Annotated in this window: 22 protein-coding genes; 11 read left to right on the top strand and 11 right to left on the bottom strand. The window is 66.6% G+C overall.

Translation table 11 applies throughout. The features are described from left to right. Window positions 1-4 precede the first annotated feature (4 nt). The 3 genes from LQF09_RS09370 to prfB all read right to left on the bottom strand — a co-directional run bounded on the left by LQF09_RS09370 (window position 5) and on the right by prfB (window position 3,119). Window positions 5-724: a hypothetical protein gene (locus LQF09_RS09370; protein ID WP_002927874.1), complete on the bottom strand. Its 720-nt coding sequence runs from the start codon at window positions 722-724 to the stop codon at window positions 5-7. Window positions 725-739: 15 nt separating this feature from the next. Further along, window positions 740-2,011 carry a hypothetical protein gene (locus tag LQF09_RS09375; protein WP_270069781.1) on the bottom strand — a complete coding sequence of 424 codons (1,272 nt, stop codon included), beginning with the start codon at window positions 2,009-2,011 and terminating at the stop codon, window positions 740-742. A gap of 3 nt (window positions 2,012-2,014) precedes the next feature. Next, window positions 2,015-3,119, bottom strand: a protein-coding gene (gene prfB / locus LQF09_RS09380; protein WP_157354493.1) for a peptide chain release factor 2 whose coding sequence is annotated in 2 segments (ribosomal slippage) — window positions 2,015-3,037 and window positions 3,039-3,119 — 1,104 coding nt in all. Because the reading frame shifts where the segments join, the coding sequence is not laid out codon by codon here. 264 nt (window positions 3,120-3,383) lie between these two features. Between prfB and LQF09_RS09385 the strand changes: the two genes are divergently transcribed. Then, window positions 3,384-6,050, top strand: a complete 2,667-nt coding sequence (locus tag LQF09_RS09385) for a bifunctional diguanylate cyclase/phosphodiesterase (RefSeq protein WP_270069782.1) — start codon at window positions 3,384-3,386, stop codon at window positions 6,048-6,050. Here the strand turns inward: LQF09_RS09385 and LQF09_RS09390 are convergent. The 5 genes from LQF09_RS09390 to LQF09_RS09410 all read right to left on the bottom strand — a co-directional run bounded on the left by LQF09_RS09390 (window position 6,035) and on the right by LQF09_RS09410 (window position 12,220). Beyond that, complete coding sequence (locus tag LQF09_RS09390; RefSeq protein WP_270069783.1) at window positions 6,035-7,138, bottom strand: dihydrolipoamide acetyltransferase family protein; 1,104 nt, start codon at window positions 7,136-7,138, stop codon at window positions 6,035-6,037. The two genes, LQF09_RS09385 and LQF09_RS09390, sit on opposite strands and share 16 nt — an antisense overlap. Further along, on the bottom strand, window positions 7,135-8,115 hold the full coding sequence (locus tag LQF09_RS09395) for an alpha-ketoacid dehydrogenase subunit beta (protein ID WP_270069784.1): 981 nt from the start codon (window positions 8,113-8,115) through the stop codon (window positions 7,135-7,137). The genes LQF09_RS09390 and LQF09_RS09395 overlap by 4 nt, the downstream gene beginning before the upstream one ends. Then, window positions 8,108-9,211, bottom strand: coding sequence for a pyruvate dehydrogenase (acetyl-transferring) E1 component subunit alpha (gene pdhA, locus LQF09_RS09400; protein ID WP_270069785.1), 1,104 nt, complete (start codon window positions 9,209-9,211; stop codon window positions 8,108-8,110). The genes LQF09_RS09395 and pdhA overlap by 8 nt, the downstream gene beginning before the upstream one ends. A 244-nt stretch (window positions 9,212-9,455) precedes the next feature. Continuing rightward, a complete protein-coding gene (gene recJ, locus LQF09_RS09405; protein ID WP_270069786.1) occupies window positions 9,456-11,147 on the bottom strand; it encodes a single-stranded-DNA-specific exonuclease RecJ in 1,692 nt (563 codons plus the stop codon). Further along, a complete protein-coding gene (locus tag LQF09_RS09410; RefSeq protein ID WP_270069787.1) occupies window positions 11,144-12,220 on the bottom strand; it encodes a hypothetical protein in 1,077 nt (358 codons plus the stop codon). The genes recJ and LQF09_RS09410 overlap by 4 nt, the downstream gene beginning before the upstream one ends. A 163-nt stretch (window positions 12,221-12,383) precedes the next feature. Between LQF09_RS09410 and parS the strand changes: the two genes are divergently transcribed. Together parS and LQF09_RS09420 are read left to right on the top strand one after the other, a co-directional pair. Then, a complete protein-coding gene (gene parS, locus LQF09_RS09415; protein ID WP_270069788.1) occupies window positions 12,384-12,854 on the top strand; it encodes a type II RES/Xre toxin-antitoxin system antitoxin in 471 nt (156 codons plus the stop codon). Further along, window positions 12,854-13,366, top strand: coding sequence for an RES family NAD+ phosphorylase (locus LQF09_RS09420; protein WP_270069789.1), 513 nt, complete (start codon window positions 12,854-12,856; stop codon window positions 13,364-13,366). Before parS ends, LQF09_RS09420 begins: the two co-directional genes overlap by 1 nt. A gap of 47 nt (window positions 13,367-13,413) precedes the next feature. Here the strand turns inward: LQF09_RS09420 and LQF09_RS09425 are convergent, their stop codons facing one another. Next, a complete protein-coding gene (locus tag LQF09_RS09425; RefSeq protein ID WP_270069790.1) occupies window positions 13,414-14,412 on the bottom strand; it encodes an SGNH/GDSL hydrolase family protein in 999 nt (332 codons plus the stop codon). A 336-nt stretch (window positions 14,413-14,748) separates the two neighbouring features. Between LQF09_RS09425 and LQF09_RS09430 the strand changes: the two genes are divergently transcribed. From LQF09_RS09430 to LQF09_RS09465, 8 genes are all read left to right on the top strand, one after another. Further along, on the top strand, window positions 14,749-15,951 hold the full coding sequence (locus LQF09_RS09430; RefSeq protein WP_270069791.1) for a PepSY-associated TM helix domain-containing protein: 1,203 nt from the start codon (window positions 14,749-14,751) through the stop codon (window positions 15,949-15,951). Continuing rightward, a complete protein-coding gene (locus tag LQF09_RS09435) occupies window positions 15,948-16,502 on the top strand; it encodes a thiamine pyrophosphate-binding protein (protein ID WP_270069792.1) in 555 nt (184 codons plus the stop codon). The genes LQF09_RS09430 and LQF09_RS09435 overlap by 4 nt, the downstream gene beginning before the upstream one ends. Next, a complete protein-coding gene (locus tag LQF09_RS09440; RefSeq protein WP_002938719.1) occupies window positions 16,499-16,825 on the top strand; it encodes a hypothetical protein in 327 nt (108 codons plus the stop codon). Before LQF09_RS09435 ends, LQF09_RS09440 begins: the two co-directional genes overlap by 4 nt. Beyond that, window positions 16,825-17,394, top strand: a complete 570-nt coding sequence (locus LQF09_RS09445; RefSeq protein ID WP_270069793.1) for a DUF6162 family protein — start codon at window positions 16,825-16,827, stop codon at window positions 17,392-17,394. The genes LQF09_RS09440 and LQF09_RS09445 overlap by 1 nt, the downstream gene beginning before the upstream one ends. Before the next feature lie 76 nt (window positions 17,395-17,470). Continuing rightward, window positions 17,471-18,415 carry a metal ABC transporter solute-binding protein, Zn/Mn family gene (locus tag LQF09_RS09450; protein WP_270069794.1) on the top strand — a complete coding sequence of 315 codons (945 nt, stop codon included), beginning with the start codon at window positions 17,471-17,473 and terminating at the stop codon, window positions 18,413-18,415. Then, window positions 18,412-19,164: a metal ABC transporter ATP-binding protein gene (locus tag LQF09_RS09455; protein WP_270069795.1), complete on the top strand. Its 753-nt coding sequence runs from the start codon at window positions 18,412-18,414 to the stop codon at window positions 19,162-19,164. The genes LQF09_RS09450 and LQF09_RS09455 overlap by 4 nt, the downstream gene beginning before the upstream one ends. Beyond that, on the top strand, window positions 19,161-20,060 hold the full coding sequence (locus LQF09_RS09460; protein ID WP_270069796.1) for a metal ABC transporter permease: 900 nt from the start codon (window positions 19,161-19,163) through the stop codon (window positions 20,058-20,060). Before LQF09_RS09455 ends, LQF09_RS09460 begins: the two co-directional genes overlap by 4 nt. Beyond that, window positions 20,057-20,944 (top strand): metal ABC transporter solute-binding protein, Zn/Mn family, encoded by an 888-nt coding sequence (locus LQF09_RS09465; protein ID WP_270069797.1) that lies wholly within the window; start codon window positions 20,057-20,059, stop codon window positions 20,942-20,944. Before LQF09_RS09460 ends, LQF09_RS09465 begins: the two co-directional genes overlap by 4 nt. 65 nt (window positions 20,945-21,009) lie before the next feature. Here the strand turns inward: LQF09_RS09465 and LQF09_RS09470 are convergent, their stop codons facing one another. Together LQF09_RS09470 and LQF09_RS09475 are read right to left on the bottom strand one after the other, a co-directional pair. Next, window positions 21,010-21,426, bottom strand: a complete 417-nt coding sequence (locus LQF09_RS09470) for an ExbD/TolR family protein (protein ID WP_270069798.1) — start codon at window positions 21,424-21,426, stop codon at window positions 21,010-21,012. After that, on the bottom strand, window positions 21,426-22,322 hold the full coding sequence (locus LQF09_RS09475) for a MotA/TolQ/ExbB proton channel family protein (RefSeq protein WP_270069799.1): 897 nt from the start codon (window positions 22,320-22,322) through the stop codon (window positions 21,426-21,428). Before LQF09_RS09475 ends, LQF09_RS09470 begins: the two co-directional genes overlap by 1 nt. Window positions 22,323-22,342 lie beyond the last annotated feature (20 nt).

Consider the following 22,342-nt stretch of genomic DNA (forward strand, 5'->3'; position numbering starts at 1 on the left):
GGGTTCAGCGCGCCTCCTCGGCAACCTCGTCGTCGGGCAGGGCGTCGGCGAGGCGATCGGCATGGGCGAAGGCGTTGGCCTCGGGCATGGGATGGCCGGCGGCGGCGAGTACCTCGCCGAGCGTGCCGTGGATGATGCGATCGGCCATCACGCGGTAGTCGAGCGCGAGGTCGAGCAGCGGACCTTCGCTGATGAGGCCGTTGCGGCGTTCGATGAAGCCGAGGCGGGCGAGTTTGCCGAGCATGAAGTTGCGCACCTTGGTGCGTCCGCCGAGGCGGGGGCCGAAGTCGGCGATCAGCGAGGCCTCTGTGAGCGTGCCCGAGACGGCGTCTCCATGCGCGACCGGTTTGTCGCCGCCGAACATGTCGGTCTGGCCGTCGTCCACCCGCTCGCGGCGGGTGACCTGGCGCTCGCGCTTGGGCAGCACGATCAGCGACCAGATGATGACGAGCAGGGCGATCTCGTCGCGCGTGAGGCCCATGTTGCTGGCGGCGTACTCGCGGCCGGCGCCGAACACCGGTTCGGCGAGTTCGGGTTGCAGGGCAACACCGACGTGGGCGGCATAGGGGTTGTCGAGCAGGCGCAGGCCGACATCGGCGAGGCGGCGGTCGAGTTCATGGCGGAAGGTCTCATCGACCAGGGCGCGCCGCACCAGCTTGTCGTTGCGCGGAAGCCAGCGCTGCGCGAGCAGCCGCGTGGTGAGGGTCTTGAGTTCGTGTTCCATGGAAATCCTGGGGGCTCAGGCTGGGGTGGTGGCGCGCGGACGCACCTCGCCGAGCGTCATCGCCGCGATTTCGTCTTCACCGACTGCAGTCAGGGTGTCGCTGAATGCGACCTCGATCGGCAGGCGCATGAAGCTGCCGACCGGGCCGTCTTCCGGGCCGGCCTCGGCGCCGTCGGCCAGCAGGGCAAGCAGCGACAGGCGATAGCTCGCCGGCGCGAAGCCGCCGCCGGCGATGACCTGATGCAGCGGCTGCGGCACTGGCAGGGTGCCGAGGCGGTGGGTGAAGTGCTCGAGCAGGCGCAGGTCTTCGGCTTGCAGCGTGACGCCTGCGGGCTCGGCATCGGGCGGCGGCAGTGCCGCTTGCGTATCGGTCGCGGCGGACTCGCCTTCGAGCATGGCCTCGGCGCGGTCGAGCAGCTCGTGGCCACCCGCCAGCAGGGCGAGTTCGGGCACGGTCGCGCAGGCGTCGGCTGCGAGCCCGGCAATGCGGTGGGCATCCAGGCTGCGTAGCCAGGCGGCGACATCGGAGGACGAGATGCCCGAGCCACCCAGGGTGACGCGCTGGGCTTCGATCTTGTTGAGTGCGCGCTGGAAGGAGGCGTCCACCCGCGCCAGGCGCGACTGCGCCAGGCCGATGCGCTGCGCGATGCGGGCGATGTCGAAGTCGACCTCGGGGTCGGCGAGCAGTTTGTTGAGGATGTCGGTGCCGCGGTCGAGCCAGCGCCCGTTGGCAGACAGGCGGCGGCGGGCGTCCAGGATGCGGAACTCCGAGCCGGAGGCGATAGCCTCCTCGAAGTGCCAGGAGAGGTCGTTGAGCTTGGACAGCAGGTGGCCGAGCGCCTCGGGGGTGATGCTGCCCACCGCCTGCAGGCCGGCGAGCTGGGCGGTGAGGAAGCCGAGTTCGGCGTCTTCCTCCTCGCCGAAGCGCAGCAACATGGCGATCGCTGCCACCGCATTGCGACCGATGTCGGAGAGGGCGTAGTGGCCGTCCTCGCCGATGGCCAGCAGTGCATTGTCGCGCAGGCGCTTCAACACCGTCTCGAGCTTGACCGGGTCGAGATAGGTGAAGCGCGCACGCAGCGCCTCGGGCGACCAGCGCGGACTGTCGGCCTCGCGGCCGATCCCGCGCAGCACGAGCAGGCGCATGAGCACCTCGGCCTCGGTGCCGCGGAAGAGCGTGATGAAGGCCTCCAGCAATGGGCGTGCCGACGCCAGTGCCGCCAGTTCGGGCACTTCGTCGGCGTCCACGCCTGCAGCGAGAAAGTCGGTGAGGGGCGCTTCGGTCAAACCTTAGACGCCCTGCTTGAGGCTGGCGGCGATGAAGTCGTCCAGGTCACCGTCGAGCACGGCCTGGGTGTTGCCGACCTCGTAGTTGGTACGCAGATCCTTGATGCGCGACTGGTCGAGAACGTAGCTGCGGATCTGGTGGCCCCAGCCGATGTCGCTCTTGGAGTCCTCCAGCTTCTGCTGCTCGGACTGGCGCTTGCGCAGTTCGGCCTCGTACAGGCGCGCTTTGAGCATCGACATGGCCTCGGCCTTGTTCTTGTGCTGAGAGCGGTCGTTCTGGCACTGCACGACGATGCCGGTCGGCTCGTGGGTGATACGCACTGCGGAGTCGGTCTTGTTGATGTGCTGGCCGCCGGCGCCCGAGGCGCGGTAGGTGTCGATGCGCAGATCGGCGGGGTTGATCTCGATCTCGATCGAGTCGTCGACTTCCGGAAACACGAACACCGAGGTGAAGCTGGTGTGGCGACGGGCGTTGGAGTCGAACGGCGATTTGCGCACCAGGCGGTGGATGCCGGTCTCGGTGCGCAGATAGCCGTAGGCGTATTCGCCCGAGAGCTTGATCGTGCAGTTCTTGATGCCGGCGACTTCGCCCTCGGTCTCTTCCATCAGCTCGACGCTGAAGCCCTTCTTCTCGCCGTAGCGCAGGTACATGCGTTCGAGCATGCCCGCCCAGTCCTGGGCCTCGGTGCCACCGGCGCCGGCCTGGATTTCGATGAAGCAGTTGTTGGGGTCCATCGGGTTGCTGAACATGCGACGGAATTCGAGCTTCTCGATCTCGCCTTGCAGCTCGCCGAGATCGGTCTCGACCGCCTCGAAGGTGTCGTCGTCGTCCTCGGCCTCGGCGAGTTCGAAGAGATCCTTGAGGTCGCGCGACTGCGCGTCGATCTTCTGCAGCGTCAGTACCACGTCTTCGAGCTGGCGCTTTTCCTTGCCGAGCTCCTGCGCGCGCTCGGCGTTGTTCCAGACGGCAGGGTCTTCCAGCGCGCGGTTAACTTCTTCGAGCTTCGATGCTTTCACATCGTAGTCAAAGATACCTCCGTAGTTCGCGACCGCGGGCGGCGAGGTCGGCGAGTTTTTCGGCGATGGCGTTCTGGCGTTCGGCTTCCATGGCTGCGGCTCCGGCTCAATCTGGGAAACCGCGCATTATAGCCGGAGCGCGCGCCTGCCTGCAGGCCTCGCTGTCACGGCCATGACCCTCGAACGACGTGTCATGAACCTGGCGCAGCGCGGGGACCGGCGGTCAGGCACCGGGTTCCTCCGACGCTCGCCGCCAAGCCGGACTGGAACCCGCAGCGCCTGCCCGATAACATGCGCTCAGGTGTGCTGCGGCCCTGTCCTGGCCGGGCGCCTCCTTTACTTGCAACTGGGTGCCATGCAGCGGAACAAGAGAACGATCCATATCGCACTGGTTGCGACGGTGCTGGCGCTGAACCTGTTCATTGCCGGCTTGCTTGCATACACCCTTGAGGTGGCGAAGGAGCGCAAGGAGGAAGAAGTCCGGGTGACCGTGGAGAATCTGTCGCTGCTCCTTGACCAGAGCGTAAGTTCGTCCATCCGCGAGATCGACCTCAGCCTGCGCGAAGTGCAGGGTGATCTCGAACGTTCGCTGCTCGAACACGGCAGGCTTGACCACGCACTGCTGAGCGAGCGTATCGCGCGTTTCCACGACTGGCTGGCGCCGATTGCCGAGTTCAAGGTCACCGACGCCGAGGGCAGGGTGATCCTCGGGCACGCGGTGACGTCCGATACCCGGGTCAGCTATGCCGACCGCAGCTATTTTTACGAGCATCGGAGCGCGGATGATGGCGTCACACGCGCCAGCAAGCTCGTCTATGACCGTGTTGCGGGCACCTGGGGCAATGTCTTCTCGCGGCGCTACAACGACGCCTCGGGGCAGTTTGCGGGGGTGGTGACCGCGGTGGTGCCGGTGGCGTACTTCGAGCGCTTGCTGTCCGGCCTCAGCCTCGGCAGCCGAGGCATTGCGCTGATGCGCGACCTGGACATGAGCCTGATCGCGCGCTTTCCTCCCCTTGAGACCGATGCCGGCGGAGTAGGCTCGCGTGGCGGTTCGCTGGAACTGCGCGACATCGTCGCGGCGGGCGTGCAGGCACAATCCTTTTACAGTGCGCAGACCGCAGACGGCATCAACCGCATCAATGCCTACCGCAAGCTCGCCTCCATGCCGGCCTTCGTGGTCGTGGGCTGGGGCGAGGACGACTACCTTGCCCAGTGGCATTACGACCGCTGGAAGGCGATCGTGTTCTTTCTGACGTTCTGCGCCGTGACGCTGGTCGCAGGCGGCTTGTTGTGGCGCTTGGTCAGGGCCACCGAGCGCGCCAATCAGCGCAGCCGCATTCTGTTGCAGAACGCGAGCGATGGCATTCACATCACCGATGCCGCGGGCACCGTGGTGGAGGCCAGCGATGCCTTTTGCCGCATGATCGGGCACCCCCGTGCCGACGTGATCGGGATGAACGTGACGCAGTGGGATGCAGGTTTCTCGGCAGATGGGTTGCGGGAGATCACCGAGCGCTTGCTGGAGTCGTCGGAGGTGCTGACCTTCGAGACCGTTCACCGCCGTCGCGATGGCGGCACGTTTCCCGTGGAGATCACCGCGTTTGCGCTCGAGGTTGACGGTCGGCGGGTGCTGTTCTGTTCCGCGCGGGACATCAGCGCGCGCAAGTCGGCCGAGGCCGAAGTGCGGCAGCTTGCCTATTACGATGCACTCACCGGACTGCCCAACCGGCGCCTGCTGCTCGAACGGCTGGAGGCAGCCCAGGCGGCCGGTGCGAAGCTCGGCAGCCGTGGTGCCCTGTTGTTCATCGACCTCGACAACTTCAAGACGATCAACGACACGGTCGGGCACCAGCAGGGCGATGCCCTGTTGAAGGAGGTGGCGAGCGTACTGGGTCGATGCGTGCGCAAGGAGGATACGGTGGCTCGGCTCGGCGGAGACGAGTTCGTGGTCATGCTGGAGAACCTCGACGAACGCGAGGACGCGGCGGCCCGCGTCGCAGAGGCCATTGGTGGCAAGATCCTGCAGGCGTTGCGCAAGACCTTCGCGGTGGGCAACTGCGAACGCCGTGTGTCGGCCAGCATCGGCGTCACGCTGTTTGGCGGTGAGGCCGGCGAGGCGTTGGAGGAGCCGTTGATGCGGGCCGACCTCGCCATGTACCAGGCCAAGTATGCCGGCCGTGATGCGATGCGCTTCTTCAACCCGCAGATGCAGGCCGACGCCCAGATCCGTGCAGAGCTCGAGGCCGGGCTGTGGAGCGCGCTCGAGAAGGGGCAGTTCGTGCTCGAGTATCAGCCCCAGGTGAGGGGCAGCGCAAAGGTGATCGGGGTGGAGGCGCTGGTGCGTTGGCGGCATCCCGAGCGTGGTCTGGTGTCGCCGGCCGAGTTCATCCCGATCGCTGAGGAGAACGGCCTGATCGTGCCGCTCGGTCGCTGGGTCATCGAGACTGCGTGTGTCCAACTCGCGGCGTGGGCATCGGTGCCCGGGCGCGCGGAATTGTCGATCGCAGTGAATGTGAGTGCGCGTCAGTTCCTGCAGCCGGATTTCGTGGCCGATGTGCTCGGAGCCCTGGAACGCAGCGGCGCTTGCGCGCAGCGGCTGGAGATCGAACTGACCGAAAGCACGCTGATCACTGACATCGAGCAGATCATCGCCCGCATGGAGGTGCTGAGAGCGCATGGGCTGCGCTTTTCCCTCGACGATTTCGGCACGGGCTACTCTTCGTTGGCCTACCTCAAGCGCTTGCCGCTGGATCAGGTCAAGATCGACCGCAGTTTCGTACGTGACATCCTGGTCGATCCGAACGATGCAGCCATTGCGACCATGATCACGGTGCTGGGCGAGACACTGGGCCTCGTGGTGGTCGCCGAAGGTGTCGAGACCGAAGCCCAGCGCGACTGCCTGCTGCAGATCGGTTGCCGGGCCTATCAAGGTTTCCTGTTCAGCCGTCCGCTTGGCGCGGTGCAGCTGGAGGCGTTCCTGGACGCGATGTCACCACAGGCGGCGGCTCAGTCCCCACGTTGAAGATCGTCGATCACTGCCCTCAGGAAGCGCGCCGCTTCCCCGCCGGTGACCACCCGGTGGTCGAAGGACAGGCTGAGCGGTAGCACGCGGCGCACCGCAGGCTTGCCATCGACCGGGCGCAGCTGTTCGTGCACCCGTCCGGCGCCCAGGATGGCTACGGTGGGCGGCAGTACGATCGGCGAGGCGTACTTGCCGCCGATCATGCCGAAGTTGGACAGCGTGATGGTGTTGCCGCGCAACTCCTCGGCCGGGATCCGGCGCGCCTGCACGTCCGCCCGCATGCGGTCCAGCCCGGCGCGCAGGTCGGCCGGGTCACGGTTGGCGACGTCGCGCATCACCGGCACGAACAGGCCCTCGGGCAAGTCGAGCGCGATGCCGACGTCGATCCTGCTCACCAGACGGCGGGCCATGGTGTGGCTTTCGTACCATGCGTTCAGCGCGGGCTCGGCCCGGCAGCCGGCAACCAGTGCGCGAAGCAGGCGTACGGTGACATCGGCGTCCGCAGCCCAGGCGTGGATGTTGGCATCGTCGATGACGGTGGCGGCGGCCACCTCGCTCTGGGCCAGCGCCATGTTCTGCGCCATTGCGCGCCGTACGCCGCGCAGGGGCTCGGCAGGGCCGACCTCGGCGAGGATCTTCGCCACGCGCTGCACGTCTGCAGTGGTGATGACCCCGTCGGGCCCGGACGGCGTGACCATCTCGAGTTCGACCTTGAGCTGGCGGGCGAGCGCGCGCACCGCGGGTGTGGCCCGGATGGCCCCGCCCGCGTGGGCGACGGGGGCGGGTGCTTCGGCCCTGACCTCGCGGCCGACCTGCACTTCGCCCACCACCGTACCAGCGTCCTCTTCCTCGGCTGCGCCCTCGAAGCCGACGAGCGGTGCGCCCACATGCACGACCTTGCCGGCCTCGCAGTAGAGCTTCTGCACGCGCCCGGCGAAAGGCGAGGGGATGTCGACGATGGCCTTGGCGGTCTCGACCGAGACCAGGGGCTGGTCTGCGGCGATCTCGTCACCGACACTGACGTGCCATTCGACGACCTCGGCTTCCTGCAGGCCTTCGCCGAGGTCGGGCAGCTTGAAGATCTTCATGATGCCTCCAGGGTCTTGCGCGCCGCTGCGACGATGCGCTCGACGCTGGGCAGGTACTGGTTCTCGAGCCGCGACAGCGGCATCACGGTGTCGTAGCCGGTGACGCGCTGTACCGGCGCCAGCAGCGAGTACAGGCCCTCGTCTGCGAGGCAGGCGGCGATCTCTGCACCCAGGCCTGCTGTGCGCGCAGCCTCGTGCACGATCACGCAGCGCCCGGTGCGTGCCACCGACTCGAGGATGGTGGCGGTGTCGAGCGGCTTCAGCGTGGCGACGTCGATGACCTCGGCCGATACGCCCTCGGCGGCGAGCGCGTCGGCGGCGGCCTGGGTTTCGTGCAGCATCGCGCCCCAGCTCACCAGGGTCAGGTCGCTGCCGCTGCGCAGGGTGAAACAGACGTCGAGCGGCAGCGCCTCGCCGTCGTCGGCGACCTCCTGGCGGAACAGGCGGTACATCCGCGTCGGTTCAAGGAACATCACCGGATCGGGGTCGCGGATGGCCGCAAGCAGCAGGCCGTAGGCACGCACGGGTGACGAGGGCATCACCACGCGCAGGCCGGGCGTGTGGGCCAGCATCGCCTCGGGGCTCTCGGAATGGTGTTCGGGCGCATGGATGCCGCCGCCGCAGGGCGTGCGCACGACCAGCGGACAGGCGAGCCGGCCGCGCGTGCGGTTGCGCAGGCGTGCGGCGTGGTTGATCAGGTGGTCGAGCGCCGGGTAAAGAAAGCCGGAGAACTGGATCTCGGCCACCGGTCTGAGGCCCATCGCCGCCATGCCGATCGCGGTGCCGACGATTGCGGTCTCGGCGAGCGGGGTGTCGATCACTCTGCCGGCGCCGAAGCGTTGCTGCAGCCCGACCGTGGCGCGGAACACGCCGCCGTTGGCACCGATGTCCTCGCCGAGCAGCACGACCGCTTCGTCGCGTGCCAGTTCGTGGGCGAGGGCGAGGTTGACCGCCTCGACAAGGTTGATCTCAGCCATGATCGCCTCCCGTGTTTCTGCCCGCGCTGCCAGGTGCGAAGCGCAGCGCCTCGTCGCGCTGGGCTGCGAGCGCGGCGGGCAGTGTTGCGAACAGGTGCTCGAACATTGCTGTGGTCACAGGCGGTGGGGTCGAGAGATAGGCCTCGACGGCGGCATTGACGGTATCGGCGCATTCGCGTGCGAGCGCTTCTTCCTTGTCCGGCCCCCAGGCACCAAGCTTGAGCAGATGGTTGCGCAGGCGGGTGAGCGGCTCGAAGGACCATTGTTCCTGCACCACGGCCGGGTCGCGGTAGCGCGAGGCGTCGTCGGCGGTGGTGTGGTCGCCGAGGCGGTAGGTGACGGCCTCGATCAGGGTCGGCCCACCACCCGCCCGCGCCTTGGCGAGTGCTTCGCGGGCGCAGTGGTGCACCGCCACCAGATCGTTGCCATCGACCTGTACGCCTTCGATACCGGCAGCGATGGCTTTTTGCGCCAGCGTGGCGGTGGCGCTCTGTGCGCTGCGCGGTACCGAGATCGCCCACTGGTTGTTGCTGAGCACCACCACCAGTGGCGCTCGCCATACGGCGGCGAAGTTGAGCGCTTCGTAGAAATCGCCCTTGGAGCTGGCGCCGTCGCCCAGGAAGCTCACCGCGGCACGGGCCTCGTTGCGCAGCTTGAAGGCGTAGGCTGCCCCCGCGGCATGGCACACCTGGGTGGCGATCGGCACACAGTTGGGAAAATCCAGGCGTGCCGCGGCGAAGTCGCTGCCGCGCTCATCGCCGCCCCAGTAGCGCAGGCTTTCGTCGATGCGCACGCCGCGCACGAGCTGTGCGGCGTGTTCGCGGTAGGACGGGAAGAGCACGTCTTCGCTGCGCATCGCGCTGGCCACCCCGACGCCGATGGCCTCCTGGCCGAGCGCCGAGGCGAAGGTGCCCAGCTTGCCGGTCCGTTGCAATGCGATGGCCTTGGCGTCGAAGGTCCGGGTAAGGTACATCGCGCGGTACATCGGCACGAGTTGCGCCGGATCGCGCGCGAAGTCGGGCAGCGGCCCGAGCGCCTCGCCCTGCGGGTCGAGGAAACGGCGATGGTCGATCTGGAACCGGGTAACAGTGCTCATGGCGCGCTCCCCTTCGGTCTCGGTCGATCCCGCATGCACCTGTGCCCGTCGGGGGGTGTCTCCTTGGGCTGCCTTCCGCATCCGGGGGCGAGTGTCGGCGGCTACCGGTTTGCGGTGCCGCGACCTGGTCCGTTTGCCGGGTTGGAGCGCCCGCGGGCATGGATGTTCCCGCATGCCCGCGGGCCGAACGATGTCGGGCCGTGACCGGTGTCACGCCAGCAGCCAATGACCGGCTGGTGCGCGCTCAGGCCGCCTCGAAATGCTCCAGCATCAATTGCACGCTGGCGACGCCGTTGTACTCGTTGACGCCGAGACGGAAGGCCGCATGGATCTGGGCGGCAGCACCGTCGGCGTGGTTGAAGCGGATCGCCTCGTAGCGCGTACCGCTGCGCGACAGCTCGAGCTTGAGGTGCTTGTCCTTCAGCAGGCGCTGGCGCTCGACACGGAAGACGTCGTCGAACACCGGCGCCGCAAAGCCCTGGCCCCAGATCTCGTTGTCGAGCATGCGGGCGGCGTCGAGTGCGAAATAGCCGGATTCGAGGCTGCCGTCCGTCTCGATGCGACGCTCGAGCTGCGCGGGTTCGAGCAGTTCGCTGACGACCTCTTCGAAAGCAGCGTCGAAACGTGCGAGTTCGGATTCGCGGATGGTCAGGCCCGCGGCCATGGCGTGGCCGCCGAAGCGCACGATGAGTTCCGGGTGGCGCTTGGTGACGAGGTCGAGCGCGTCGCGCAGGTGCAGGCCCGGAATCGACCGCCCGGAGCCCTTGAGCTCACCGTCGTTGGCGCGCGCAAAGGCGATGGTCGGGCGGTGCAGGCGCTCCTTGATGCGGCCGGCGACGATGCCGATCACGCCCTGGTGCCAGTCGGGTTCGAACAGCGCCACGGTGGCGCGGTTGCCTGCCTCGAAACCGGAGAGCCGGGCGAGTGCCTCCTCCTGCATGCCGGCCTCGATGCCGCGCCGCTCACGGTTGAGCTTGTCGAGTTCCTGGGCGATGTTCATCGCGCGGCCGGGGTCGTCGGTGATCAGGCACTCGATGCCAAGGCTCATGTCGGAGAGCCGCCCCGCGGCGTTCAGGCGCGGACCGATCATGAAGCCGAGATCCATCGTGCTGGCGCGAGCCGGATCGCGCCCGGCGAGTGCGAACAGGGCGCGTATGCCCGCCTGCATGCGCCCGGCGCGCATGCGTGCCAGACCCTGTGCGACCAGGATGCGGTTGTTGCGGTCGAGCTTGACCACGTCGGCGACGGTGCCGAGCGCGACCAGGTCGAGCAACTCGGCGAGGTTGGGCTCCTTGCCACCGGCGAAGGTGCCGCGCTCGCGCAGCTCGGCGCGCAGTGCGAGCATGGTGTAGAACATCGCGCCCACGCCGGCCAGTGCCTTGCTCGGGAAATCGCAGCCGGGCTGGTTGGGGTTCACGATGACGTCGGCTTCGGGCAGCACGTCGCCGGGCAGGTGGTGGTCGGTGATCACGGTGGCCATGCCGTGGGCACGCGCTGCGGCGATGCCCTCGACGCTGGCGATGCCGTTGTCGACGGTGATCAGCACGTCTGGCTCGAGGCGTGCGGCGATGTCGACCATCGCAGGCGTGAGGCCGTATCCCAGGGTCACGCGATCAGGCACCAGGTAATGCACGTCGGCGCCAAAGGCGCGCAGCGCACGCATGCCAACGGCGCAAGCGGTGGCGCCGTCGCAGTCGTAATCGGCGACGATGACCATGCGCGCGCCAGCTTCGATGGCGTCGGCCAGCAACTGCGCTGCCTCTGCCGTGCCGGTGAGCGCCTCGGGCGGCAGCAGGTTCTTCAGGCTGGTGTCGAGTTCGTCGGCGCGGCTGATCCCGCGCGCGGCGTAAAGGCGGGCGAGCAGGGGGTGCAGGCCGGCATCGGCAAGGCGGGCGAAGGCCTGCTGGGGGACGGGGCGGGGCTGGATGCGAGTCATCGGGCTTCGTGGGGGGGCGGTGGCGGCGTTGCCTCAGGCAGCGGCAGGGGAGCTGGGGCGAGCGACTTCAGCAGGTCGTCGAGTGCGTAGGGCTTGCGCCAGAACTTCCAGCGCTCGTTACGCTGGTTGGCGACGAGCAGCGTAGCGCGGTCGCCGGGGGCGGAGATGTGCAGGCTGTCGATGCGGCCGCGTTTCAGTGCAGTGGCGAGTGGCGCGAACCAGTCGCGTTCCAGTGCTTCGAGACCAGTGCGCCATGCATCGAGATCCAGCGCTTGGGCGGGGAGTCGCAAGCCGTCGAGTACGACCAGCGTGTCCTGTCGAAGTGCGGCGGAGACATCGGGCATGGCGACGGGGAGGCCGCAGTTGCGTGCCAGGCCGACGCTGAGCGGGTCGGTGGCCTGCACCAGCGCCGCCGGTGCCTGTGGTGCGTGTTCGAGTGCGCCGGCGCCCCACAGCCAGATACTATTTACCGCGCGCAGGCCGGATGCCTCGCGGGCGCGGCTGCGCGGATGATTGTGCAACACGATCTGCGCTTCATTCATGGTGCGCTGCCACAGGCGGGCGTCCTCGCCTTCGGGAAGGAAGTGCTTCACCGGGCGGCCTACAACGTCGTCCAGTGGGTATAGCGTGGCCTTGGAGGCTTGTGCCAGCCTGAGGTACCAGCGTGTCGGCGTGCAGGCCTCGAACTGGCCGAGGTCGGTGAAGACCTCGTTGAGCGCAGCGACCAGTTCAGCGGCTTCCTCCGCATCAAGCTGGCTGTCGTCGAAGCTTTGCAGCAGGAGATGCTCGCGGGCGAAGGAGAGGTTGACCGGGTCAGCGCACAGCCAGTGGCCACCCTCCGCCGGGGGCGGGGCATCGGGCTCGCCACTGCGGCGCAATGCGGCCAGCGGCAGCGGTCCGCCTTCGAGTCCGAACAGCCGCGCCAGCTGGCGGTCGTAGGGCTCGAACGCGAGCACCGAGCGCGAACCTCGGCCAAGCAGGCCGGCCAGCCCGTCGAGCGTCAGGCCCGAGGCCGGTCCGAGCAGGGTTGCGGTAGGCCACAGCAGGCCGGGGATCAAGAGCTGGATATGCATCGGAGACGTCACTTTGGAAGCCGCGCGAGTCTAGCACGCGTGATGGGCACTGCTTGCCTGTGTGGTCATGGCGGTGGCGCAGCCGCGATCAGGCTTGACACGAGATGCTGAAGGGTCTTCAATTGATCTATCGATATCAATCAGATGATTGCAGGAACCCAGCATGAAGCCCACGCCCACCCCGGTTCGAGCGCCCTCAGCGGCCTACGCCGCACGCGCCACCCTGAGCGGGGCAGACATTGATCGTTACCTTCATGCAGCGTCCGCGCTCGAGCGTGACCACATGGTGCGCGAAGGCTTCGAGACCGGCTCGCTCGAGGCCTTCGCACATCGCTTCGGACGCAGCGGGCGCAGCTTGGCGCAGTTGCTGGGTGTGGCACCTGCAACCTATGACCGCCGCGTGCGCGAGGGCAAGCCTCTGTCGCAGGACGATTCCGACCGCGTCGCGCGGTTGATCGACGTCGAGCGTGCGGCGACCCGGGTGTTTGGCGACGAGGCCGCTGCACGCGAGTGGTTGGCTGCTCCCGTCCCCGTGCTGGGTGGCGCCATACCGATCGAACTGCTCGTCACCACCCCGGGGCACCAGGCGGTGATGAACGCCCTGCGCCGAATCATGGCCGGTACCGTCGCCTGATGGCGGCGCGCACGGCGACATTGTGGCGGCTGGCGCAGGACTGGATCGATCTCGATACGGGTGCGCTGCTCTGTGCGGCCGAGGATCTCGCCTGCGCAGGCAATGGTGCGGCTGCGGTCGGGGGGCGCTGGAACAGTGTCGGCAGACCGGTGATCTATCTCGCCGATAGTCTCGCGCTTGCGCAGCTGGAGAAGCGGGTGCACACGCCGCTGCGCCCGCCGCGGGAGCTGGTGGCTGTCGAGGTGACGCTTCCGGCGGCAGCCGTGCTCGAGGCCGAGACGCTTGTCCCGCCCGTGGGCTGGAACATGGACAACGTGGATTGGTCGGTGGGCCGTACGCCATCGCAGCACCTGGGTGATGACTGGGTTGAGCGCAATGACAACCTGCTGCTGCGTGTGCCGTCGGTTGTTGTGCCTGTGGGCTGGAACTATCTGCTCAACCCGTCTCACCCCGATGCGCGCCGGCTGCGCACACGGCGCCTGCCTTATCGGCCCGACGCACGCTTGTGGTGACGGCGGCGCTGCCCGCATGGGCAGGCGCCGCTGCCGGAGTGGCTGCCTCAGGCGTGCCTTGTGTAGCGGCGTACGCCGAGCAGGCTCAGTAGCCCGATGGCGAGCAGGGTCGGCACCGCGGGCTCGGGAACGGTGGCATGGAAACGCTCGCCGAGCAGCCGGTGCGCTGCACTTGTCGGGTGGACGCCGTCGAAGAAGAGATACTCGTCGCAGTTCGACACTGCACTGAAGATGCACCCGTCACTCACGTTGGTGAAGCCATAGGTGCCGGGATCGCCGATGACCTCATCTAGGAAGGCTGCGGTGTCGAACTCCATCAGGCGGAGCCCGCCGGGGAGGCCCGGAATGCTCCCGGCACGGATGTGCGCCAAGGTGCTGGCGAGCGCGTTATTGAAGCCGGTCGAGATGAGGTCCAGGCCTTGGCGTGCCTCGTCGGTCTGCCCCAGGCCCAGAGGGGTGCTCGCCAGGTTGGGCATGTTGGGGATGAGGAAGTCGGTGGCGCCGATGCTCGCCAGCAGACCGATCGAACTTACCAGATTGGTCACTGCCGTCTCGGCGGCGGCAAGCAGGTTGCCGCCGGTTGCGAGCGTGAAGAAGAAGTCGTTGGGCGCTGCCCACAGCATGAACAAGCTGCTGGCCGGGTCGAAGCTCGCCGCCGGGCTGCCCATGAACTGAAGCACCTGCGCCTGGGCGCCGGTCAGCTCAAGGCTGGGCGGCAGGGGGAAGGGTGAGCCGGTGAGGTAGTTGAAATTGCCCAGGCCGGTCATCGCGCCGCCCACCGCAAAGTTGCTGCCGCCGCTGGTCGATGGGGCAAGCGCAATGCCCAGTTGTGCCGCGAGGTGTTCGGCCGCTGTCGGGCCATCCGTGAATCGCTCGGCGTAGGGCGGCGATGGCGGCCAAGGGGCGAACGGCGCCCCGGCGGCGGACGACAGGGCATAGGCATTGCCGCCGTCGGAGAGACTGTCACCAAACACGAACATGGCGTTATAGGCAGCCTGGGCCGGCAGGCCGGCCAGGAGCAGGCAGGACAACAGGAACGCGCGCATCTTGATGTCTCCTTTTGTTGTTTGTCAGCCGACACGGGTGGCGTGCCCGGCTGCGGCACTTTTAACCCAGCGCCGGGGCGCGGGCAAGCGAGGGGATTCCCTGCTTCGGAGAAGCATCAATCAGTTTGAAGGCTTGAATGTAACTATGTGTAACAAATTAGCCCATTTTGCGCGTTCAAACGACATGTCCTATGAAAGCACCTGATTTGCTTTGAGTCCCGTTCCTGTCGATTGCGAGGCGCGGGTTTTGTTGTTTTCTGGATTGGTGCGTTGCCTGCACAGTGGAGTTTTCATGGTTCGGAACTGGAGAGCCCTGCATGGATGGGAGTGGCGCCGATGAAGTCCACAGTCCCTATGGTCGATGGTGTGCAGGGACGGAGGAGTGGCGCACGCGTCTGGTTCCTTGTCCATGGTTGGGCTGCACTGCCGCTGTGGATGTTCATGTTCTTCGTCTGTCTGACCGGGTCGATAGCGACGGTAAGCCAGGAGATCGTGTGGTTGGCGGATCCGGCGGTACGCGCTCGTGCTCCGGCACACGATGCGCAAGTGCTTGGGTACGACGAGATCCTGGCTGCAGTCAACGGGGCGCAGCCCGACGCCGTAGTGCAGTCCATCTCTCGACCGGTGAAGTCGCAGTTCGCGCTCAGCGTGCGCGTAGGCTACGCCGATGGAACCAGTGGCACGCTGCATGTGAATCCCTACACTGGGGAGATACAGGGCGCGCACTCGGGGTTCGATTTCCGTCAGTTCATCCGTGCGCTGCACGGCTGGCTGTTGATGCCGTTCGACAACGGCTTCAATCTCGGATGGTATGCGGTCTCCGCCCTTGCCTTGCCGATGCTGGTATCGCTAGTCACTGGGTTGGTGGTTTACAAGAAGTTCTGGCGTGGCTTCCTGCGACCGCGCTTGCGGTTCGCGCAGGGCGCGCGCGTCTTCTGGGGCGATTTCCACCGACTGGCTGGCATCTGGTCTATCCCGTTCATCCTCATCATGTCGGTGACCGGGCTGTGGTTTCTGGTGCAGGCAACGCTTTCGGACCTGTCGATCTCGATCTCGACCGAAGGCGTTCCACCCGTGGTGGCGCGCGAGGATGCGCCGTATACCGCAGATGGACTGCGCGCACCGATGATCTCGCTCGATGGGGCCGCAGCCAAGGCGAGCGAGCATCTGCCTGGCTTGGAGCCGATGTTCGTGCGACTGCCGGGTACTGCCTACGATCCGATCATGGTGCTGGGGCGCGGGGGCTATCCGCTGCTGTTCGAGCGTCTCCACATCAACCCTTACGATGGCGACGTGGTGTATGTGCGTCGCGTCTCGGACCGCTCCGGCCTGGAATTATTCACCGAGTCGATGCGGCCGCTGCATACCGGTGACTTCGCCGGTCTGTGGCTGAAGCTGGTGTACTTCCTGTTCGGTGTGCTGCTCACCATGATGGTGCTGAGCGGCATGATGATCTGGACCAAACGCACGGCGCAGGCCACCATCGCTGCGCTGCGCCGGCAACCGCAGCCGGTTATGGCGCAGGAGGTGAGCGAATGAGTCTGACCAGTACCTTGGCGGCGCCCAAGCTGGGCAAGAAGCCCGAAAACGTCTCGCGCAAGCGCTGGCTGTTCCGCATCAGCGTCGTGATGGTGTTGCTGCCCCTCTTCTATCTTCCAGGCTACTTCGATCGCATCGAGATGAACCGCGGCGCCAAGGGCCTTGGCGAACGGATGGTGGGCGAGTTCGCCGTCGGCCCTTGGTCGATCCGCCTTGCCGAGTGGAACCTCATGCCACCCGCGCTCGATGGTGAGGCAGGGTACATGAAGACCTTCAGCCTGGCGCTTTGTGAGCAGTGTACGGCGCAGGTGAAGGCGGTCTACATCCGCGTCGGCAAGCCGCGCAGTCTGCGTGCGGCAGGCGCGATCTTCTTCGGCTCGCCCTACCGCCAGTTTGCGAACCTGCATGTTCCCGATAGAGCAACCCCGGATTCCGAGGTGTGGATCACGCTGGAGGGCTGGGACGGTTCCACGCACCAAGTGGCGCTGCCGCTTGCCGAGGTCTCGCCAGTCACTGCCGGATGGCTAGTAAAGAAAGGAAACCCCACATGAGTCTCGACTTCCCACGCAAACCGCTGCACCTCATTCTGGCGGGCCTGCTTTCAGGGCTTGCGGGCCTTGCCGTCGCCCACAACCCGGTTTGCGTCTGCGTACCCGATGGCGATACCGTTGTCTGCACCGGCGGATTCTCGGATGGCAGCAAGGCGCCCGGTGTCACCATCGATGTCGTCGCCTACGATGAGACCATCCTCATACAGGGCAAGCTTGGCGACGATTCCACGCTGCGCTTCAAGCGGCCCGAAGGTGAGTTCTACGTGCTCTTCGATGCAGGTCCGGGACATGTGGTCGAGATCGATCACACCGAGATCCGCTGATGGCTGCTGTCCTTGTTCGACCCGCTGGTGCGGGTCACGAGTCCTTGTTCGTGGCGCTGGCCTGCTGCGTGATCCTGGCAGCGGCGGGGGCGGTGGTCGGGGTGCGTGCCGCGCACGTCGGCGTGACCATTGTGGAGGCGCATCAGCTTGACGCGCGTGACGGACTGAGTGCGGCCGAACAGGGGCTGTATGCCGATCTGCGCCTCGTGCCCATAGAACTGACGGCGTGGGGGGGCGTGCCACCTGCAGTGGCTGAGTTGGCCGCGGCGCTCGTTCCGCCCTTCGTCGCCGACCTTGGCATGGCATGGCGTGGAGCACACAGTTGGTCCCTGATCGAGCACGCGGGGATGAGCGCCTATCTGGGCCTGAGTGCTGAGCCGGCAGTGGCCGGTTCGTTCCTGCTGGTGCTGCCACTTGTGGGAGAGGCTGACTCGCCGCCAAAGATCTGGCTGCACCGCGAGTCCGATGCAGCAGCGCCTGCCCGGTTCGATGCTGGCTTTCTTGTCGAGGCAGGGTGGCGCGAGATCGTGAGCCGTTTCGATGCGGGTGTGACGCGCCACAAGCACTGAATTGAGCGCGGGGCCTGGCGCCCGCGCCGATGTCCAATCCCGCAGCCGTTCGCGACTGTTTCTTCATGGAGTTTCCATGTCCGATACCTATTGTTTCTCGCGTTCGCGCCGACGTCTGCTTGCAGGGCTGGCGGCGCTCTGCGCGCTGCCCGCTGCTGCGCATGCAGGCGCGCCTGCGCGCAGTCGCCCGCTGCGAATCGGTGTCACGCTGCACCCTTACTACAGCTATGTGAAGAACATCGTCGGCGACCTTGCCGAGGTCGTGCCGGTGATTCCCGCCGGCTTCAATCCACACGCCTACGAGCCGCGCGCCGAGGACATCAAGCGCATCGGGTCGCTCGACCTGATGGTGGTCAATGGCGTTGGTCACGATGACTTCGCCGAGCGCATGATCGCTGCCAGCGAGAAGCCCGACCTGCCCGTGATCGAGGCCAACGCCGACGTGCCCTTGCTGGCTGCCACCGGCATGGCGGGCCGTGCCGGGTCGGGCTCGGTTGTTAATCCGCATACCTTCCTGTCGGTGACCGCATCGATCGCGCAGGTCAACACCATTGCGCGTGAGCTGGCGCGTTTCGATCCCACCAATGCCGCGACTTTCCAGGCCAACGCGCGTGGCTTTGCCCGTCGTCTGCGCCAGCTTCGTGCCGATGCGCTGGCCGAACTGGCCGACATGTCGGGCGCAGAGTTCCGGGTGGCGACCATACACGGCGCCTACGACTACCTGCTGCGCGAGTTCGGTATCGAAGTCACGGCGGTGGTGGAGCCGGCGCATGGCATCGAGCCAAGTCCTGCGCAACTCAAGGGCACCATCGACCGTTTGCGCGGACTGGACGTGAAGGTCATCTTCTCGGAAATGGACTTCCCCTCGGCCTATGTCGACACCATCCAGCGTGAAACTGGCGTGCGCCTGTACGCGCTCACCCACATCTCCTATGGCGAGTACGAGATTGACAAGTTCGAGCGCGAGACGGCCCGCAACCTTGCTACCGTCGTGCGTGCGATCCGCGAGGCCGCGCAATGACGCACTTACCTGCAGGTCCGGAGATCCGCCTCGAGTCGGTCGGGCTGACGCTCGGGCGCACCGATATCCTGCGCGATGTGTCACTGCGCGTCGTGGCGGGCAGTGTGCACGCGCTGGTCGGCCCCAACGGCGGCGGCAAGAGCTCGCTGGTGAAGACCCTGCTCGGGCAGATGCCCCATCGTGGCCGCCTGTCGATCACTTGGCCCGGGCAGCCTGGCACCATCGGCTATGTCCCGCAGGCGCTGGAGTTCGACCGTGGCCTGCCGATGACGGTGGAAGACTTCATGCGCGCCACCACCCAGCGCCGACCGGCCTTCCTGGGCCGTGCACGCGGCCAGATGGCGACTGTCGATGCCGCGCTCGATCGCGTGGACATGGGCGACAAGCGCCTGCGCTGCATGGGGGCGTTGTCCGGCGGTGAGCGCCAGCGCGTGCTGCTGGCGCAGAGCCTGATTCCACAACCGGGTCTGCTCGTGCTCGATGAGCCGATGGCCGCGCTCGACGAAGCCGGCATTGCAGTGTTCGAACATCTGCTTGCCGACTGGCGGCGCGACGGTGTCACGGTGCTGTGGATCGAGCACGACATCGACGCCGTCGCCCGGCTTGCCGACCGCGTGAGCGGGCTCAACCGCAGCCTGCTGTTCGACGGTGCGCCGCTCGAAATGCTGGCGCCCGAGCGACTGCTCGCGCTGTTCTCGGCACGCCCGCGCATCGCGCCGACGGCCGTCCGGCTGGAGGCGGCCGCGTGAGCTACGAATCCTTTCGCCAACTGGTGCAGGGTTGGGCCGAGGCGGGGTGGCTGCCGCCGTCGCTGACCTATGGTTTCGTCGTCAGTGCCTTGCTCGCCGGGCTCATCATCGGCCCCGTACTCGGCGGGCTGGGTACCCTGGTGGTGGTCAAGCGCTTCGCCTTCTTTTCCGAGGCGGTCGGCCATGCGGCGCTTACCGGCGTTGCCATCGGCATTCTGCTGGGTGAACCCTACACGGGCCCATATGGCAGCCTGTTCGGCTACTGCCTGCTGTTTGGCATTCTGCTGAATTTCCTGCGCAACCGTACCGGGCTCACACCCGATACGCTGATCGGCGTGTTCCTCTCGGTATCTCTGGCGCTTGGCGGCAGCCTGCTGTTGCTGTTGTCCGGAAAGGTGAACGTCCACATCCTCGAGAACGTGCTGTTCGGCTCGGTGCTCACGGTCAACGGCCAGGACCTCGCAGTCCTGGCGGTGGTGGCCGTGCTGGTGGTGGTGCTGGCGCTGCCGCTCTACAACCACATGATGCTGGCAAGCTTCAATCCACAGCTCGCCACCGTACGCGGTGTGCGCGTGAAGCTGCTGGACTATCTCTTCGTTGCGCTGGTGACGGTGGTTACGGTGGCCTCCGTGAAGGTCATCGGCGCCATCCTGGTGGGGGCCTTGCTGGTCATCCCGGCGGCCGCTGCGCGTCTGTTGAGCCGCTCGCTGCGTGGCTTCTTCTGGTTGTCGGTGCTGTTTGCCACGCTCAGCACGCTGGCCGGCATCCTGGTACCGATCGAGCTCGAACTACCGGTGCCCTCGGGTGCCGCAATCATCCTGTTCTCCGGTGCGCTGTTTGCGCTCGCGGCCATTGCGCGCGGCATCGTACCTGCACTCAAAGGGCAAGTTGCATGACGACCTTGAAGACGCTTGTCGTCGCCTGCGCGCTCGCGTGCAGCACGCCTGTCTGGGCCGGCGAGACCCCGCAGGCGAAACCTGCCGCTACCGTGCTGGTGGCACACCCCGTTGTGTACGCGCTGACGCGCCAGTTGGCCGAAGGCACGCGCATCGACGTCAGCCGCGTGGTGCCGGATACCTTGCCGCCCACGCGTCATGCGGCATACTTCAACGGACGCGGTGCTGCGGCGCTGGAACGCGCCGCGCGCGAGGCCGATGCCGTGGTGGGGCTGCGTGCCGTGTGGGCCGATGACGTGCTCTACCCCCATGCCCGGCGCGCCAACCTGCGGATCGTCGAGATCGATGCAGCTCGCCCGATCGATGGCACGCTGCCCGGCGTGGCGCTGCGGGCCGGTGATGCGGATGGGCTGAACGCCTGGCTCGATCCGACCAATCTCGGTCGCATGGCGGACATCGTGGCGCATGACCTCGCACGTCTTGCACCGGCCGATGCCGCAGCCGTGGCACAGCGTCTGGCAGCGTACAAGCGCGAAGTGGTGCGCCTCGCGGCCGAGGCCGGTCAGCGCTTCGCGGCGCTCGACAATCCGGTGGTGTTCAGCCTGTCCGATCGGCTCGACTACTTCATCACCGGCTTCAACCTCGATCTGGAAGGGCGCGACCTGCGCGCCGATGACGAGTGGACGCCGCAAGCCGTATCCGCCCTGCTTGAGCGCCTGCACGCGGCCGACGTCGGCATCGTACTGCATCATCGTGCGCCGCCCGAGGCGTTGGCCCTGGCGCTGCAGCGGGGTGGCGTGCGTGTCGCGGTGCTGGAAAGCGCAGGCAACGATCCCTTGCAGGCCTTGCGCGACAACGTTACCGCCGTTCTGGGCGCGAACTGAAGTCCGGCAGGTCGAGCGCCCGCCCCTTTCCGGGGCGGGCTTGTTCGCCGCGGCCAGAACGAGGGTTACGGCTGGGGGTCGGTCACAAAGCCCAGCTTCTGCATGCCAGCGCGTTGCGCCGCGGCCATGACCTTGACTACCTGCTCGTACTCGACGCTGCGATCGCCATGAACGTGGATCTCGGGTTGTGGTTCTTCACTGGCGATCTGGATGAGACGCGCCTCGAGTGTCTCGTAGTCGATCCGGTCTTCGTTCCAGTGCAGGTCGCCCGCGGCAGTAACGGCGATCGTCACCGTACGCGGTTCGACGACGTTCGGCTGGTTGGCCGCGCGGGGCAGATCGAGCTTCACCGAGTGGGTCATCACCGGCACCGTGATGATGAAGATGATGAGCAGCACCAGCATGATGTCGACCAAGGGGATCATGTTGATCTCGCTCATCTCGGTGTCGCCCGTGTCCTCCAGTCCGTTGCCGAAAGCCATCAGGAGGCCTCACGCGTCTTGTTGGCGACATGCAGCTTGGCGACCTTCACAGGCGCCCCGGTGACGAGGAATGCGTGAAGGTGATGGGCGAAGCGGTTGAGTTGTCCGAGGACGCCCTTGTTGGTGCGTACCAGCGCGTTGTAGCCGAGCACGGCGGGGATCGCAACGGCGAGGCCGAATGCGGTCATGATCAATGCTTCGCCGACGGGGCCGGCGACCTTGTCGATTCCGGCGTTGCCCGATACGCCGATACCGACGAGCGCGTGGTAGATCCCCCAAACCGTGCCGAACAGGCCGACGAAGGGGGCCACGGAGCCAACCGAGGCGAGCACGGAGAGGCCGCTCTGCATGCGTTCTGCGCTCTCGTCGATGGCGGTGCGCAGGCATGCGGTCAGCCAGTCGGCCAGGCTCAATTGTCCGTGGAGCTCCTCGCGATGTGCGGCGTGATGGTCGCAGGCCCGCCCACCCTCGTCCACCAGACGGCGAAACGGGTTCGTGGCTGTTTCGCCACCTATCAGATTCAATCCCTCTTCGATGCTCTGCGCGTGCCAGAACAGCTGCGCGCGCCGGGCAGCGCGTCTGAGGCGCATGGCCTGGATACCGCGAGTGGCGATCACATACCAGGATGCGATGGACATAATGAAGAGCATGATTGCCACGGATTTGATGACGAGATCGCCCTGGGCCCAGAGCGCCTCGATGCCGTAGGGGTTGGCCAGCGTATCCACGGCGCCGGTATCCGGTATCGGTGGTGTGGCTGTACCGAGCGCTTCGCCCGCAGTAGGCAGGGCGTCGGTCGCCGGCGTGGTGCCGGTCTCCACGCCGGCATTCGATGCGCTGTCTGCTACGTCAGCGGAAGCCGGTATGGAACGGAGGTTCTCGGATTCGTTTTCCATCTGTGTTTCCTTGCTTGAAG

Origin of the sequence: Thauera sp. WB-2 (assembly GCF_027594845.1) — a bacterium.
GTDB lineage: Bacteria > Pseudomonadota > Gammaproteobacteria > Burkholderiales > Rhodocyclaceae > Thauera > Thauera mechernichensis.

What these genes read in the sequence shown, in the direction of transcription:
- LQF09_RS09435 (WP_270069792.1), top strand. Translation starts at nt 15,948, where the DNA reads ATGAGTCTGACCAGTACCTTGGCGGCGCCCAAGCTGGGCAAGAAGCCC.
- LQF09_RS09430 (WP_270069791.1), top strand. Translation starts at nt 14,749, where the DNA reads ATGAAGTCCACAGTCCCTATGGTCGATGGTGTGCAGGGACGGAGGAGT.
- LQF09_RS09440 (WP_002938719.1), top strand. Translation starts at nt 16,499, where the DNA reads ATGAGTCTCGACTTCCCACGCAAACCGCTGCACCTCATTCTGGCGGGC.
- LQF09_RS09465 (WP_270069797.1), top strand. Translation starts at nt 20,057, where the DNA reads ATGACGACCTTGAAGACGCTTGTCGTCGCCTGCGCGCTCGCGTGCAGC.
- LQF09_RS09475 (WP_270069799.1), bottom strand. Translation starts at nt 22,322, where the DNA reads ATGGAAAACGAATCCGAGAACCTCCGTTCCATACCGGCTTCCGCTGAC.
- recJ (WP_270069786.1), bottom strand. Translation starts at nt 11,147, where the DNA reads ATGACTCGCATCCAGCCCCGCCCCGTCCCCCAGCAGGCCTTCGCCCGC.
- pdhA (WP_270069785.1), bottom strand. Translation starts at nt 9,211, where the DNA reads ATGAGCACTGTTACCCGGTTCCAGATCGACCATCGCCGTTTCCTCGAC.
- LQF09_RS09450 (WP_270069794.1), top strand. Translation starts at nt 17,471, where the DNA reads ATGTCCGATACCTATTGTTTCTCGCGTTCGCGCCGACGTCTGCTTGCA.
- LQF09_RS09395 (WP_270069784.1), bottom strand. Translation starts at nt 8,115, where the DNA reads ATGGCTGAGATCAACCTTGTCGAGGCGGTCAACCTCGCCCTCGCCCAC.
- LQF09_RS09370 (WP_002927874.1), bottom strand. Translation starts at nt 724, where the DNA reads ATGGAACACGAACTCAAGACCCTCACCACGCGGCTGCTCGCGCAGCGC.
- parS (WP_270069788.1), top strand. Translation starts at nt 12,384, where the DNA reads ATGAAGCCCACGCCCACCCCGGTTCGAGCGCCCTCAGCGGCCTACGCC.
- LQF09_RS09385 (WP_270069782.1), top strand. Translation starts at nt 3,384, where the DNA reads ATGCAGCGGAACAAGAGAACGATCCATATCGCACTGGTTGCGACGGTG.
- LQF09_RS09455 (WP_270069795.1), top strand. Translation starts at nt 18,412, where the DNA reads ATGACGCACTTACCTGCAGGTCCGGAGATCCGCCTCGAGTCGGTCGGG.
- LQF09_RS09420 (WP_270069789.1), top strand. Translation starts at nt 12,854, where the DNA reads ATGGCGGCGCGCACGGCGACATTGTGGCGGCTGGCGCAGGACTGGATC.
- LQF09_RS09390 (WP_270069783.1), bottom strand. Translation starts at nt 7,138, where the DNA reads ATGAAGATCTTCAAGCTGCCCGACCTCGGCGAAGGCCTGCAGGAAGCC.
- LQF09_RS09425 (WP_270069790.1), bottom strand. Translation starts at nt 14,412, where the DNA reads ATGCGCGCGTTCCTGTTGTCCTGCCTGCTCCTGGCCGGCCTGCCGGCC.
- LQF09_RS09410 (WP_270069787.1), bottom strand. Translation starts at nt 12,220, where the DNA reads ATGCATATCCAGCTCTTGATCCCCGGCCTGCTGTGGCCTACCGCAACC.
- LQF09_RS09470 (WP_270069798.1), bottom strand. Translation starts at nt 21,426, where the DNA reads ATGGCTTTCGGCAACGGACTGGAGGACACGGGCGACACCGAGATGAGC.
- LQF09_RS09445 (WP_270069793.1), top strand. Translation starts at nt 16,825, where the DNA reads ATGGCTGCTGTCCTTGTTCGACCCGCTGGTGCGGGTCACGAGTCCTTG.